Here is a 14126-nt window from a genome sequence, read left to right as displayed (position 1 = left end):
TGGCGGCAAGACATCGAGTGGCGGGCACACATCCTGAGAGGTGCGTCCTGGTCGGGGCGCCGGTGCAGTCTGGCACCGACCGGCTCGGCTGCGACATGGGGCCGAGCGCCTACCGGGCGGCGGGCCTCGTCGAGGCGATCCGCGATCTCGGCCTGCCGGTCGAGGATGCCGGCGCGGTCGCGCCGCTCCCCTTCGCGAGCTCAGCCCACCCGAACCGGGCGATCCACCACCTCGCCGAGACGGCGGGCTGGACGCTGGCGCTGACCGAGGCCGCCTTCCGGCACAGCGCCGAGGCGCGGCCGATCTTCCTCGGCGGCGACCACAGCCTGTCGGCCGGCACCGTGGCGGGCATGGCGCGGCGGGCGGACGCGGAGGGACGGCCGCTGTTCCTGCTCTGGCTCGATGCCCATGCCGACCTCCACACCCTCGACACGACGACGAGCGGCAACCTGCACGGCGTGCCGCTGGCCTACCTCACCGGCAGGCCGGGGTTCTCCGGCTACTTCCCGCCGCTGAAAGCCGCCCTCGATCCGGCCAGGATCTGCATGTTCGGCCTGCGCAGCGTCGATCCGGCGGAGCGCGGGGCGCTCGCCGAGAGCGGTGCCCGGGTCCACGACATGCGCGACATCGACGAGACCGGGATCGTCGCCCCCTTGCGCGACTTCCTGCGCGAGGTGAGCGCGGCGGAGGGCCTGCTCCACGTCAGCCTCGACGTCGATTTCCTCGATCCCGGCATCGCGCCTGGGGTCGGCACCACCGTGCCGGGCGGGGCCACCTTCCGGGAGGCCCACCTGATCATGGAGCTGCTGCACGATTCCGGGTTGGTGCGCAGCCTCGACCTCGTGGAGCTCAACCCCTTCCTCGACGAGCGCGGCCGCACCGCCCTGCTGATGACGGACCTCGCCGCCAGCCTCTTCGGCCGCCGCATCCTCGACCGACCGACACGGAGCTTCTAGATGCCGGCCCTCAACGTCGTCCCCTTCGTCAGTGTCGACAACATGATGCGCCTCGTCCACGCGGTCGGGATCGAGGCGCTGCTCGCCCGCCTCGCCGCCGCCATCGCGGAGGATTTTTCCCGTTGGGACGCCTTCCACAAGACGCCCCGGATCGCCGCCCACAGCCCTGACGGCGTCATCGAGCTGATGCCGACGAGCGACGGCCACACCTACGGCTTCAAATACGTCAACGGCCACCCGAAGAACGCCGCCGGCGGGCGCCAGACCGTCACCGCCTTCGGGGTGCTGGCCGATGTCGGCAACGGCTATCCGGTGCTGATCACCGAGATGACCCTGCTGACGGCGCTCCGCACCGCCGCCACCTCGGCGCTGGCGGCGCAAGCCCTCGCGCGGCCGGATGCGCGCACCCTGGCGCTGATCGGCAACGGCGCCCAGGCCGAGTTCCAGGCCCTGGCCTTCCGGGCGCTCCTCGGGATCGACCGTTTGCGCCTCCACGACATCGACCCGGCGGCGACCGCCAAGTGCCTGCGGAACCTCGCGCGCTTCGGCTTCGACCTCACGGCCTGCGCCAGCACCGCCGAGGCGGTGCGCGGGGCCGACATCGTCACCACCGTGACGGCGGACAAGCGCAACGCCGTGATCCTCGGCGACAACCTGGTCGGGGAGGGGGTGCACATCAACGCCGTCGGCGGCGACTGCCCGGGCAAGACCGAGCTGGCGCCAGCCATCCTGCGCCGCGCCGCCCTCTTCGTCGAGTACGAGCCGCAGACCCGCATCGAGGGCGAGATCCAGCAGCTGGCGCCGGACCATCCGGTGACCGAGCTGTGGCAGGTCCTCGCCGGCCTCGCGCCCGGCCGCCGCGATGCCCGCGAGGTCACGGTGTTCGACTCCGTCGGCTTCGCGATCGAGGACTTTTCCGCGCTTCGCACCGTGCGAGACCTCCTGGCCGCGCACCCCTACTACGAGAACCTCGACCTCCTGGCCGATCCGGACGATCCGCGCGACCTCTTCGGCATGCTGCTGCGGGCGGAGCCGCCGCGCCTCGTCGCCTGACGCGTCCGCGCGGGACATCGCCGCGCAGCGGGTCCGGACGTTCGAGGATCCGTCGCTCGCGCCTCGGAGCCTGTTCGAGGTCACCGGCCGAGCCCCCATCCTCCATCGTCATCCCGGGGCCGCGACAGCGGAACCCGGGATGACGCGAGAGTAGAATCTCGACTGACGCCACACCTCGAACGGGACGAATCCAACTTCCCTCATCTTCGAGGCAGAGTGGACTGGGTTGCTCCGTCCGCGGTCCTTGAAGCGCTCCAGTCGGCATCCTGGCGAAGATCGCAGTCACCGTCCGGCATCGCTGGAATCGGCGCCGAGAGCAGGATCGTTCCCCGACACCGCATCTCCCGGTCAAGACACTCTCCGGGAGTGTCATCAAGCAATCATGCCGTCCTACCGCAGTGGTTACAGGGCCTTCGCCGGCCCGTCATGCACAGGCCTTCCCCAACGAAACTACCTACGCAATGTCGACAGCCCCGGCGTAAGTCTTTGTCGGCGATCCGCTTTCCGGAAGCGCCTTAGTTAACGAACCGTCAAGTGTTCGCCTGCACGTCTCGACACGTTTTGAAACATCTGGCATCTCAAGACTGCGGACGGGGCAAGAAACCAGCCCCGGACTTGAGGACAGCCCCGATGAAGACTCTCGACCTGAAGACTCTCGGCACCATCGCTGGCGGCACCATCTGCGCCCCGGTCTGCCCGCCCCCGGCCCCCGCCTGCCCCCCGCCGGCTCCGTCCTGCGGCAGCAGCAAGTCCAAGAAGCACTGCTGATCGCTCCCGCGTCAGCCCGACTTCAACCATCCAAAGACAGACAGGAGAGACCATCGTGAAGAAGCTCGACCTGAAGACTCTCGGCACCGTCGCCGGCGGCACCATCTGCGCCCCGGTCTGCCCGCCCCCGGCCCCCGCCTGCCCCCCGCCGGCTCCGTCCTGCGGCAGCAGCAAGTCCAAGAAGCACTGCTGAGCCGCCGACCGCGGACCCGTGCGGGGCACTTGCTTGAGAGGGATTGAGGTCTGATGAGGACGGCCCCGCACATCCCCTGGACCACCGCGCGGCTGGCGAGCCTGCCGCTCACCTGGCGACGGCGCGCCCTGCGCGCCCTCGTCACGGGCCGCCGCCTCCTGACCGGGGACAAGGGCGACGGCTTCGCGGCGACCTTCGAGAGCGTGCTGCGGCTGCCGCGCCGCGAGGCCCTGCGCCTGTCGCGCGAGGCCGCCCACCACGACGTAGCCTCCGAGATCGAGTGGTGCGCCCTGCACAGGCGCCCGATCGCGGCGATCCAGCGCGACATCGCGCGGGTGCGGGTCGCCGATCCGGCGGTGATGGAGCGCATCGCCGCCACCGGCCGGCCGGTGATCCTGGCGCCGCTCCACATGGGCGCCTACGTGCTCGGCCTCGCCGCCCTGATGACCCGCTACTTCCCCGGCCGGCCGATGCTGGTCCTGCGCCAGCGCGACGACATGGCGATGGAGACGGAGGTGATCGAGCGCCTGCGCGAGGTCGACGTCGACGTGCGCTTCCTCAATGTCAGCCAGCGGGCCGATTTCCTGTCCGCGGTGCGCTTCGCCCAGAAGGGTGCGGTGATCGTGGTGTTCTGCGACCTCGACCCGTCCTACGGGGCGCCGGCCGAGATGCCGATGTTCGGGATGCCCTTCCGGTTCGCCTTCGGCACCGACACCCTGGCGCGGCTCACCGGCGCGACCGTGGTGCCGGTCGCCACCACCATGGACGACCACGGCGACACGATCGGCCTCGGCCGGCCCTTCGAGGTGCGCGGGACCGCGTCCGAGGAGCGGGCGCACGTCGCCGCCATCATGCGCCGGCACATCCAGGCCGCCATTGCGGCCCGACCGGAGCAGTGGCATCTCTGGCCGCTGCTCGCCGAATATTTACCCTCCTCTGCGACGGTGCAGGACAACTCTCCGGCAGGCGGGGAGGCGCCGCGCGACCTCGTGGCGTGAGGTCCAGCGAGCGGACGGTCGATGAGCGAACCCGCGGCGCCTCCTCCCGCGGAGGCCAGTTTCCAGCGCCGGCGGCTCACCGGCAGCGTCCACCTCCAGCACGACCGCGGCAGCGTCTGGATGGCGTGGTTCTTCGGCGCCATCATCGTCGTCATCGTCGCGAGCCTCTTCCTCGGCCGCCTCGCCCGGTCCGAAGCGGTGCGCGGCTACGTCTCGGCCGCCTCGGGCCTCACCCGCCTCGACGCCCAGGCCGCCGGCATCGTCCGGGAGATCGCCGTCAAGCAGGGTGACACCGTCGCCCGCGGCCAGCGCCTGATGCAGGTGCAGCTGCGCGAGCAGACGACGGGCGGCGTCTCGACCGTCGGGGCGACCCTGCGCAGCCTGCAGGAGCGGCGCACCAGCCTGTCCGCCGAGCAGGCGCGCCTCTCGGCCTATCTCGACTCGACCCGCGGCGACCGGGACGACACCGAGCGCAACGTCGCGGCGGTCCTGCGCGCCCTCGACGACCAGGAGCGCACCCTCAAGGAGGGTCTCGCCCAGCAGGAGGAGATGGTCGCCCGCGTCGAGGCCTATCTCCGCCAAGGCTACGCCACCCGCGAGACCCTCAACGGCCAGCGCCGCGCCGCCCTCGACTACGCCCGCCAGATCGCCGAACTGCGCGCCCGCCGGGCCGAATTGCGCCAGAGCACCTCCGAGCGCCTGCGGGCGCAACGCACCGGCGACACCGAGAAGGCGGCCCAGCTCGCCGCCACCCGCAACGAATTGAGCGCGATCGAGGCGCAGATCACCGCGCTCGGCGCCCAGTCCCGCATCGACGTGGTCGCCCCCACCGACGGCGAGGTCGCCGGCCTCTACGTCCAGCCCGGCGATTCGGTCACCGCCGACCAGGTGGTGGCGATCCTCGGCGACACGCGGGCCGATCCGCTGGTCGTGCTCGAAGTGCCGGCCCGCGCGATCGGGCTGGCCAAGGTCGGCCAGGAGGTGGTGCTGAAATACGACGCCTTCCCGTTCAAGACCTTCGGCATTGCCAAGGGCACGATCACGGTGATCTCCGGCACCCCGTTGCGCAACCCGATGCTGGCGTCCGCCGAGGAGGGCGGGGGCGATGCGGCGGCGGCCGCCGCGCGCCAATCCGTCTACCGGGTCGAGGTGCGGCCCGACTCGCGCACCATGCGCGCCTACGGCACCGACGAGCCGATCCGCATCGGCTCGACCCTCTCGGCGGACATCGTGGTCGAGCGGCGGCGGTTGATCGACTGGATGCTCGATCCGATCCGGGCGATGCGCGGAAGAGGATGATCCGATGACCGACTGGCTCAGGCGCGCGCTCACGCGCAAGCGGCGGGTGCGCTCGATCCTCCAGAACGAGGCCAACGAGTGCGGGCTCGCGGCGCTGGCGATGGTGGCGAATTACCACCGCCACGACATCGACCTCGCCTATCTGCGGGCGCTGTTTCCGCTGTCGCGCAACGGCATGACGCTCGCGAGCATCGTGCAGGTCGCCGACAGCCTCGATCTCGACGCCAGCGGCTACGCCCTCGACGGGGTGACCGAGCTGGATCAGGTGGCCCTGCCGGCGATCCTGCACTGGCGCGGCAACCACTTCGTGGTGCTGGAGAAGATCGCCCGCGGCCGGTACCACGTCCAGGATCCGGAATTCGGCCTGCGGGTCTACGAGCGCGCCGACATGGAGCGGCTGTTCGGCGGCGTCGTGCTCGAATTCGCGCCACGGATGGACTTTCGGGCGATCAAGGTCGGCGACCGGCTCAAGCTGTTCGACATCCTGCGCAGCGCCCGGGGCTTGAGCGGCACGGTGTGGCAGATCACGCTGGTCTCGGTGGCGATCTCGCTCCTCGGCCTCACCACCCCGGTGCTGCTCCAGATCGCGCTGGACGTGGTGATCCCGCAGGTCGACCTCGACCTGATGCAGATGCTGGCCGCCGGCCTGGTCCTGATGATGCTGTTCGAGGCGTTCGGGCAGTGGCTGCGCGGCTACATCGCCTTGCGCGCCTCGACGCTGCTCCAGCTCCAGTTCACCCGCAACGTCGTCGGCCACGCGCTGCGCCTGCCGCTGAGCTACTTCGAATTGCGCCATCCGGGCGACTTCGTGACCCGGATCCAGTCGATCGACACGATCCGCACCTTCATGGTCGGAGGCCTGGTGACGTCGTTCGCCGATATCGGCACGTCGTTCCTGCTCGTCGGGCTGATGGTCTATTACTCGCCCGTCATGGCGTCGATCACGCTGGCGACGCTGGCCGCGGTGCTGGCGATGCGCTTCGTCACCTTCCCGACGCTGGACCGCGCCACCGCCGGCTCGCTCGAGGCGCGCTCGCAGGAGCAGGCGAGCCTGATCGACGGGTTGCAGCGCATCGGCAGCCTGAAGGCCCACAACAGCACCGAGCTCTTCGCCATGAACTGGTTCGAGAGCTTCGCGCGCTTCGCCAATCTCGACTTCCGGGCGAAGAAGGCCGGGCTCGACGCCGAGTTCCTGATGCACGTCGTCATCGCGGTGAGCACCGTGGCGACGCTCTATCTCGGTATCACCGGCGTCATCAAGAACACGCTGACGATCGGCACGCTCTACGCCTTCATCGCCCTGCGCACCGACTTCTTCGACCGGGTCAACCACCTGACCTCGAGCCTGCTCCAGCTCGCCGCCCTCAAGGTCCACGTCGCCCGCCTCGACGACGTGATCGGCCAGGCGCCGGAGGAGGGCCTGCACGAGGCGATGGTCCACCGGTCGATCCGCAAGGAGGTGCGGGTCGACAACGTCACGATCCGGTTCGGCCGCGGCGACGAGCCGATCCTGACGGGGGCCTCCCTCACCATCGATGTCGGCCGCTGCGAGACGATCGCGATCGTCGGCGCCTCGGGCTCGGGCAAGTCGTCGCTGATGCGGATCCTCGCCAGCCTCACCGAGCCCGCCGCCGGCTCGGTCATGGTCGACGGCGCGCCGTTGAGCCAGTTCGGCAAGCGCGAGTACCGGGCCAATCTCGGGGTCGTCTTCGCCGATGACGGGCTCTTCGCCGGCACCGTGGCCGACAACCTGTCGCTGTTCGATCCCGCCGTGTCCCACGCCGAGATGGAGGCGGCCCTGGTCCGGGTCGGCTTGCGCGAGGAGATCGAGCGGCTGCCCCAGGGCTACGCCACCCACGTCTCGGAGGAGGGCAGCGTGCTCTCCACCGGCCAGCGCCGCCGCCTGCTGCTCGCCCGCGCGATCTGCCGCCGGCCGCGGCTGATGCTCCTCGACGAGGTGACGGCGAATCTCGACCCGGCGACGGAGGTCGCCCTCGTCGAGAGCCTGAAGGGCGTGAAGGCCGCCAAGGTGTTCATCACCCACTCCGAGCGCCTGCTCGATCAGGTCGACCGGGTCTTCCGGATCGAGAACGGGCGGCTGACGGAGGATCCGCGCCCGCCGGAGAAGCCCGGAGCGCCGGTGCCGGAGGCGGCGTGAGGGGCGGCGTGCCTCGGTGCGAGGTGAGCGGCGGATCGAGAAGACGCTTCCCCCAAACGGACCTGGCACCCTCCGCGTCATTCCGGGGCCTCCAAGCGGAACCCAGCATGAGCCGGAGGGTGTCGATCCAGCTGGAGCACGGCATCCGACAATGATCCAGGTCGGAGCTTGCAAGAGGACGTTTGTCATAGGGCTCCCCTTTCCCGGACGACTGAAGCGTCAGCGGAAGGAGATCCGGGATCCAGGAGAGAAGTGCCGCGAAGCGGCTCCTTGACTGCACCGTTGCAGACAGACGGACGCTTCGCGAAGTTTCCTGCTGGATCCCGGATCTCCTTCCGCTATCGCTTCAGTCGTCCGGGAAAGGGCGCGGGGTGAAAACTGAATCATCGCTCATTCGAGACGATCGCCCACCACTGCCGTACCGCGTGCGGCTCGAGATCATCCGTCAGCTCGACCCAGGGCCCCCGCGCCGAGACCCGGCACTCTACCGGGAACCGGCTTCCGCCCGCGACACCCGCAGCACCGGCGCTGGCAGCGCCCTCGCCCCCACCGCCGCCGGCCCTGCGCCGCTCCCGCGCAGGACCGGCACAGCCTCGACAGGCGCCGCCGCGAGCGAGCGGCGCAGGGCCGGCGGCGGCGGCGGGGCGACCGACTCGAACCGCCGCGCCGGCGACCCACCCGGCGCGGCGTCGAGGAGCGCCGCCGCGGCGGCGAGCTGGAGCGCCTGCCCGTCGCGCTCGTTCAGCACGATTTCCGCCGCCACCTCGGCATTGGCGAGCTCGCCGCGGATGTTCAGTTCGTCGAGGACGGTGCGGAAGCCCGCCGCCCGCTCGATGCCGAAGCCGCGCATCGTCTCGCGCAGTTCGCGGATCCGCGCCGTCAGCTGGGCGTATTGCTCGGCGGTAGCCTGGCGCCGCGCGAATGCGATGCGGGCCGCGGTGAGCGTCGCCAGTTCCTTGTCCTGCGCCTCGTAGCCGCGCTGGCGCGCGAGCGCCGAGGCTTCGCCGATCCGCGGCAGGCTGCCGGGCTCGTAGATCGGTACGCTCGCGACGACCCGGGTCGTGGTGTCGGTGATCCGGTCGAGGGCCGGGCTGTAGCCGAGCTGCGCGATCTTCGAGAATTGCAGGTTGACCTTGGGGAGCAGGTCCGCGACCGCCGCCTTGGCCTGGTAGCCGGCGGCCTCCGCCTCGAGCTGGAACGCCGCGATGTCGGGATTCGCCTTGCGCACCAGCTCGGCATAGGCGTCGGCGCTGCGCGGCAGCCCGTCGGGCAGGCGCGGCGGCAGCATCCGCTCCGGCGCCATCCGGGTGAGCCGGGTGAAATCGAGCCGGGAGGCCGTGAGGTCGGCCTGGGCCCGCAGGCGCAGGGCCTCGGCCTCCTGCACCCGCGAGCGGGCGAGCGCCACGTCGGTGCGGGTGGCGTCGTTGAGCTCGAACTGCTTGTCGGTGAAGGCGGCGATGCGCTGGATCGCGACCCGTTGCGCCTCGCGCGCCGCCAGGATCCGGGTGTCGCGCAGGACCGCGAGATAGGCGATCGCGGTGTCGAGCAGCACCTGCTGGCGCCGGCCGATCAGGAGCAGCCGGCCCGATTCGGCGAGCGTGCGGGCGGTCTGGTAGCCGTTCCAGCGCCGGAACCCGTCGAAGAGCGGCAGGTTCGCGGTGATCCCGACCACGCTCGGCGCCCGCCGCGGCGTCGCGTCGAGCCCGACCACCGGCGGGGCGGCCTCCGGCGCGTAGGTGATCCGGCTCTTGAGCGGCCGGTCGGCCGTGAAGGCGACGGTGGGCATGAAGGCGTCGATGGCACCGCGCAGGCGCTCCTCGGCGCCGTCCTGCCGGGCGCGCTCGGCCCGCAGCACGAAGCTCGATTCGAGCGCCGCCGCGGAGGCCTCCTCGAGGCTCTGCGCCCGGACCGCACCCGCGGAGCCCGCCAGGATCGCCAGGACGCAGCCCAGCCTCTCCATCCTCGCGCGCCGCACCGACATCTGAGCTCCGAAGGAAGGCGACGACCGGTCGCCGCCCCAGGGTTAATCCGAGGCGGACGCCGCGAACGGCCGCTCTCTTCTTCGCGCAACAGGGTGAAGGAAGCCTTACCTACGGACGCGCACCCGTGCAGGCACCGGTTGCACAGCGAAACGCCACCGGATCCACAGATGCGACGTGCACATCATCTCGATAGCGCAACGTCATGCCTGGCGCATGAAACGTCGAGCGGCCGATCGCGCCTGACCCGGAGGGCGGCAATACTGTCGAGCAGCTCGAACAGGTTCTGAGATCCAGACCGATCGAGACCTGGCCCGCAGGGCACGGAGACCTCATCCGGCGGGCGGAAGCGCCTCGACGGCCTCCGGCCCGTGCATCCGCGCCGGCGCACCGCCCAGCGGGCCGACCGCGATCGAGCGCAGCAGAGTCGCCCGGGCGGTGCGCAGATGGGCCCGGCAGGTCTGGTCGATCTGGCGCAGGTCGCGCGAGCGCAGGGCGGCGATGTAGTCGAGGTGCTCGCGCAGGGCGACGCGGTGGCGCTCCTTCTCGTCGGATTTGTCCCATTGGTAATGGTAGTGGAAGATGATCGAGATCACGTCGTAGAAGTCGCGGATGAAGCGGTTGCGCGAGGCGTCGTGGATCAGCCGGTGCAGCCGCTCGTCGAGGCGTGAGAAGTCGCGATAGCGCGCGTCGATCTCGGCGAGCAGGGCGTGATGCTCGCGCTCGATCGCCGCAAGCTCGGCCCAGGCCGGCGAATCCGGCGCCAGTTCGACGAAGCGGCGGGCCGAGCGCAGCTCGAACATCTCGCGGATCTCGTAGATTTCGGCGGCGAAGTCCGGCGTCACCCCGGCGAAGATCCAGCCGCTGTTCTCGCGCCGCTTCAGCAGCCCGAACTGGCTGAACCGGGTCAGGTATTCCCGCACCGCCGTGGTCGAGACGCCGAACAGGCGCGCCAGTTCCGCGGTGTTGACCATCTGGCCCGGGCGGCAATCGCCCTGGAGCACCCATTGCATGAACTTGCGCTCGACGGCTTCGGCCACCGTCTCGGTCTCGAGTCCCGGAAAATAATCCTCCGGCCGCGGATGACGGATCAGGCAGCGCCGTGCCCCGTCCATCCCGACGATGCCGGACGCGGCGAGCCCTGCCAGCACGCCCCGCACCGTCGTGCGGCTGACCTCGAGCAACTCGGACAGGTCGGCCTCCGAGGCGGACCAGGATCCGAGCGGCCGCGCCGCCAGCACGGACAAGCATTGGTTGTAGGCCCGCTTGTGGACCGTGTTCGCCCGCATCCCGTCCTCCCGCGGGCACGAGTCCAGCACGCCGCACGGCCCCGCGTCCATCCGCCTTCAGGCGGCTTTTCGCACATAAAAAACCGTTTGACAGCCGGAGCCGGGCGGTTCTTTATGCATGATAATACATAAGCCCCATTCGGTGAGGACACGCCCATGGCCCCGATCGGCAGCATTTCCGCCTGTGCGGCGCGTTGCGCATGAGCGTCGCCCCCGAGAGCAGCACCCGTCCGACCCGGCGGGTCGTCCAGTTCGGCACCAGCCGCTTCCTGCAGGCCCATGCCGACCTCTTCATCCACGAGGCGCGCGAGGCCGGCCAGGCGGTCGGCCCGGTCGCGGTGGTGCAGACCTCGGGCGCGGCCTCCCGCGCCGGACGCGTCGCCGCCTTCGGGGCGCCGGAGGGCTATCCGGTCGTCATCCGTGGCATCGCGGACGGCGCCCCGGTCGAGCGGCAGGTCACCGTCACCAGCATCGACCGCGGCCTCTCGGCGACGACCGATTGGGACGCCGTGACGGCCCTGTTCGTCGAGGAGGCCGAGATCGTCCTCTCGAATACCGGCGATACCGGCTACGCGATGGCCGCCTCCGACCGCGGTGCGGGATGGGTCGAGGCGCATCCCCCGGCCTCGTTTCCGGGCAAGCTGACCCAGCTCCTCTACCGCCGCTGGCAGGCGGGCGGGCGCCCGCTCACGGTGCTGCCCTGCGAGCTGATCAACCGCAACGGCCGGGTGCTCCAGGGCCTGGTCCTCGACCTCGCGGGCGAGGCCGGACTGCCGGACGCCTTCCGGACCTGGCTGCGCGAGGGCGTGACCTTCACCGACACCCTCGTCGACCGCATCGTCTCCGAGCCGATCGAGCCGGTGGGCGCCGTGGCCGAGCCCTACGCCCTGTGGGCGATCGAGCGCCGGCCCGGCCTCGTGCTCCCCTGCGAGCATCCTTGCATCGTGCTCGCCGACGATCTCGAACCCTACGAGCGGCTGAAGCTGCACATCCTCAATCTCGGCCACACGTTCCTCGCCGAGATCTGGCAGCGCGAGGGCCGGCCCGAAGCCGAGACCGTGCGCGAGATCCTGGCCGATCCGGCGATCCGGGCGCGGCTCGACGCGCTCTACCGCGACGAGGTGGTGCCGGGATTTTCCGCCCGCGGGATGGGGGCGGAGGCCGAGGCCTACGTCGCCGCCACCCTCGACCGGTTCCTCAACCCCTACCTGAACCACCGCCTCTCCGACATCGCCCAGAACCACGTCCAGAAGGTCGAGCGGCGGATCCCCGCCTTCCTGGCCTGGGTCGAGGAGGCGGGCACGCAGCCGCCCGCGCCGGTCCTGCGCGCGCTCGCCGCCGCCTATCCGGCCTCGGGCGCGGCATGACCTACCAGTTCGATTTCGCCGCGCTGCTGCCGTACTGGCGCGACTTCGCCGCCGGGGTCTGGCTGACGCTCCAGCTCTCGGCGCTGGCGACGGTGCTCGGCTTCGTCGGCGGCGCGCTCTGCGCCATCGCGCGGGCCGACGGGCCGCCCTGGGTGAAGCGGGTCGTCGGCGCCTATGTCGAGGTGATCCGCAACACGCCGCTGCTCGTGCAGATCTTCCTGGTCTATTTCGGCATCGCGGTGCTCGGCCTGCGGGTCGATGCCAACGTGGCGGCGGTGCTCGCCCTCGTCGTCAACGTGGTGGCCTATACCTGCGAGATCATGCGCGCCGGGATCGAGAGCATCCACAGGGCGCAGGTCGAGGCCGGGGAGTGCCTGGGGCTGAACCGCCGCCAGATCTACTGGCACGTGGTGTTGCGCCCGGCGATCGAGCGGGTCTATCCGGCGCTGGTCAGCCAGTACGTGCTGCTGATGCTCGCCTCGTCGATCTGCTCGCAGATCTCGGCCGAGGAGCTGACGGCGGTGGCGAACCGCATCCAGTCCGACACCTTCCGCAGCTTCGAGACCTACATCGTCGTCGGCCTCGTCTACCTCGCCCTGTCCTTCGTCGTGCGCTGGGCCTTCTGGGGCTTCGGCCTCCTCGTCTTCACCCGCCGGCGCAAGCTCGGCACGGCGCTCTAGAGGGGAGGGGGAGATGCCCACTTTCGGACCCCAGCACCTCTGGTTCCTGCTCCAGGCCGCGGGCTGGACGCTGGCGCTTTCGGCAATAGCCTTCATCGGCGGCGGCCTCCTCGGCTTTTGCGTGGCGCTCGCCCGCATCTCGCCGAACCGGATCGTGCGGGGGCTGGCCACGGTGTACGTGCAGGTGGTGCAGGGCACGCCGCTCCTGATCCTGCTGTTCATGATCTATTTCGGCCTCGCCATCGCGGGTTTCGACCAGCTGCCGGCGCTGATCGCGGCCGGCGCCGGGCTCACGATCTACGCCTCGGGCTTCCTCGGCGAGATCTGGCGCGGCTGCATCGAGGCGGTGCCGAAGACCCAGTGGGAGGCGGCGGAATGCCTCGCCCTGTCGCCCTGGCAGCGGCTCACCCGGGTCGTGCTGCCCCAGGCGATGCGGCTCGCCACCGCCCCCACCGTCGGGTTCCTGGTCCAGATCGTCAAGAACACCTCGCTCGCCTCGGTCGTCGGCTTCGTCGAGCTGTCGCAGGCCGGCAAGCTCATCAACAACTCGATCTTCCAGCCCTTCATCATCTTCGTGACCGTGGCGATCTTCTACTTCGCCATCTGCTATCCGCTGTCGGCCTGGAGCCGCGGGCTGGAGAGGAGGCTCAATGTCGGCCGTCGTTAAGCTTGCCAACGTCCACAAGAGCTTCGGCCCGCTGAAGGTCCTCGACGGCGTCTCGTTCGAGGTCGGCCGCGGCGAGGTGGTGGCGCTGATCGGCCAGTCCGGCTCCGGGAAATCCACGGCGCTCCGCTGCATCAATGCGCTGGAGACGATCGAGGAGGGGGCGATCGAGGTCTGCGGCCACGCGATCCACGCCCCCACCCTCGACAAGCGGGCGTTGCGGCTCTCCGTCGGCATCGTCTTCCAGAGCTACAACCTCTTCCCGCACCTGACGGCCCTCCAGAACATCATGCTGGCGCCGACCTGCGTGAAGGGGATCAAGCGGGGGGAGGCCCGCGACCTCGCGATGGAGTGCCTGGCCCGGGTGGGGCTTTCCGAGAAGGCCGAGCACTACCCCGAGCAGCTGTCCGGCGGGCAGCAGCAGCGCGTCGCCATCGCGCGGTCGCTCGCCATGCAGCCGCAGGTGATGCTGTTCGACGAGGTCACCTCCGCCCTCGACCCGCAGCTCACGTCCGAGGTGCTGAAGGTCATGGAGGATCTCGCCCGCGGCGGCATGACCATGATCCTCGTCACCCACGAGATGGGCTTCGCCCGGCGCGTCGCCGGCACCGTCATCTACATGCGCCAGGGCCGGGTCTGGGAGACCTTGGCCGGCCGCGACCTCGACAACCCACGCACACCCGAGTTGCGCGACTTCGTCGGCAGCGGGCTGTAACCAACAG

The 14126-nt window shown here is 70.4% G+C and carries 13 protein-coding genes; 11 read left to right on the top strand and 2 right to left on the bottom strand.

What is annotated here, in order from left to right; all coding sequences use genetic code 11:
• Positions 1-17: 17 nt before the first annotated feature.
• The 7 genes from rocF (at position 18) to DK412_RS26965 (ending at position 7425) form a co-directional block, all read left to right on the top strand.
• The gene (gene rocF, locus DK412_RS26985; protein WP_109974492.1) at positions 18-956 is read left to right on the top strand and encodes an arginase; all 939 of its coding nucleotides are present in this window, start codon (positions 18-20) and stop codon (positions 954-956) included.
• Positions 957-2009, top strand: a complete 1053-nt coding sequence (locus tag DK412_RS26980) for an ornithine cyclodeaminase (RefSeq protein WP_109974491.1) — start codon at positions 957-959, stop codon at positions 2007-2009. It abuts the gene before it with no gap.
• 630 nt (positions 2010-2639) lie between these two features.
• Positions 2640-2777 (top strand): hypothetical protein, encoded by a 138-nt coding sequence (locus DK412_RS30420; protein WP_162596317.1) that lies wholly within the window; start codon positions 2640-2642, stop codon positions 2775-2777.
• A gap of 55 nt (positions 2778-2832) precedes the next feature.
• Positions 2833-2970, top strand: coding sequence for a hypothetical protein (locus DK412_RS30415; protein ID WP_162596316.1), 138 nt, complete (start codon positions 2833-2835; stop codon positions 2968-2970).
• Positions 2971-3023: 53 nt separating this feature from the next.
• The gene (locus tag DK412_RS26975) at positions 3024-3968 is read left to right on the top strand and encodes a hypothetical protein (RefSeq protein ID WP_109974490.1); all 945 of its coding nucleotides are present in this window, start codon (positions 3024-3026) and stop codon (positions 3966-3968) included.
• Between the two features lie 21 nt (positions 3969-3989).
• Positions 3990-5267, top strand: coding sequence for an HlyD family efflux transporter periplasmic adaptor subunit (locus tag DK412_RS26970; protein ID WP_109974489.1), 1278 nt, complete (start codon positions 3990-3992; stop codon positions 5265-5267).
• Between the two features lie 4 nt (positions 5268-5271).
• Positions 5272-7425, top strand: coding sequence for a peptidase domain-containing ABC transporter (locus tag DK412_RS26965; protein ID WP_109974488.1), 2154 nt, complete (start codon positions 5272-5274; stop codon positions 7423-7425).
• Between the two features lie 484 nt (positions 7426-7909).
• Here DK412_RS26965 and DK412_RS26960 read toward each other — a convergent pair whose 3' ends face one another.
• A complete protein-coding gene (locus tag DK412_RS26960; RefSeq protein ID WP_109974487.1) occupies positions 7910-9406 on the bottom strand; it encodes a TolC family protein in 1497 nt (498 codons plus the stop codon).
• A 330-nt stretch (positions 9407-9736) separates the two neighbouring features.
• The gene (locus DK412_RS26955) at positions 9737-10693 is read right to left on the bottom strand and encodes a GntR family transcriptional regulator (RefSeq protein WP_109974486.1); all 957 of its coding nucleotides are present in this window, start codon (positions 10691-10693) and stop codon (positions 9737-9739) included.
• A gap of 200 nt (positions 10694-10893) precedes the next feature.
• Between DK412_RS26955 and DK412_RS26950 the strand changes: the two genes are divergently transcribed.
• Genes DK412_RS26950 through DK412_RS26935 form a run of 4 tightly spaced genes read left to right on the top strand, consistent with a single transcriptional unit; the run spans position 10894 to position 14119 of the window.
• Complete coding sequence (locus DK412_RS26950; RefSeq protein ID WP_109974485.1) at positions 10894-12060, top strand: D-mannonate oxidoreductase; 1167 nt, start codon at positions 10894-10896, stop codon at positions 12058-12060.
• Positions 12057-12740 carry an amino acid ABC transporter permease gene (locus DK412_RS26945; protein WP_109974484.1) on the top strand — a complete coding sequence of 228 codons (684 nt, stop codon included), beginning with the start codon at positions 12057-12059 and terminating at the stop codon, positions 12738-12740. The genes DK412_RS26950 and DK412_RS26945 overlap by 4 nt, the downstream gene beginning before the upstream one ends.
• Positions 12741-12753: 13 nt before the next feature.
• Positions 12754-13407 carry an amino acid ABC transporter permease gene (locus tag DK412_RS26940; RefSeq protein ID WP_109974483.1) on the top strand — a complete coding sequence of 218 codons (654 nt, stop codon included), beginning with the start codon at positions 12754-12756 and terminating at the stop codon, positions 13405-13407.
• Positions 13391-14119: an amino acid ABC transporter ATP-binding protein gene (locus DK412_RS26935; RefSeq protein WP_109974482.1), complete on the top strand. Its 729-nt coding sequence runs from the start codon at positions 13391-13393 to the stop codon at positions 14117-14119. The genes DK412_RS26940 and DK412_RS26935 overlap by 17 nt, the downstream gene beginning before the upstream one ends.
• Positions 14120-14126: the final 7 nt, after the last annotated feature.

This window comes from Methylobacterium sp. 17Sr1-1, assembly GCF_003173775.1.
Taxonomy (GTDB): domain Bacteria; phylum Pseudomonadota; class Alphaproteobacteria; order Rhizobiales; family Beijerinckiaceae; genus Methylobacterium.
Note: the sequence above shows the minus strand (reverse complement) of the source record. Positions and strands in the feature narration are given on the sequence as shown.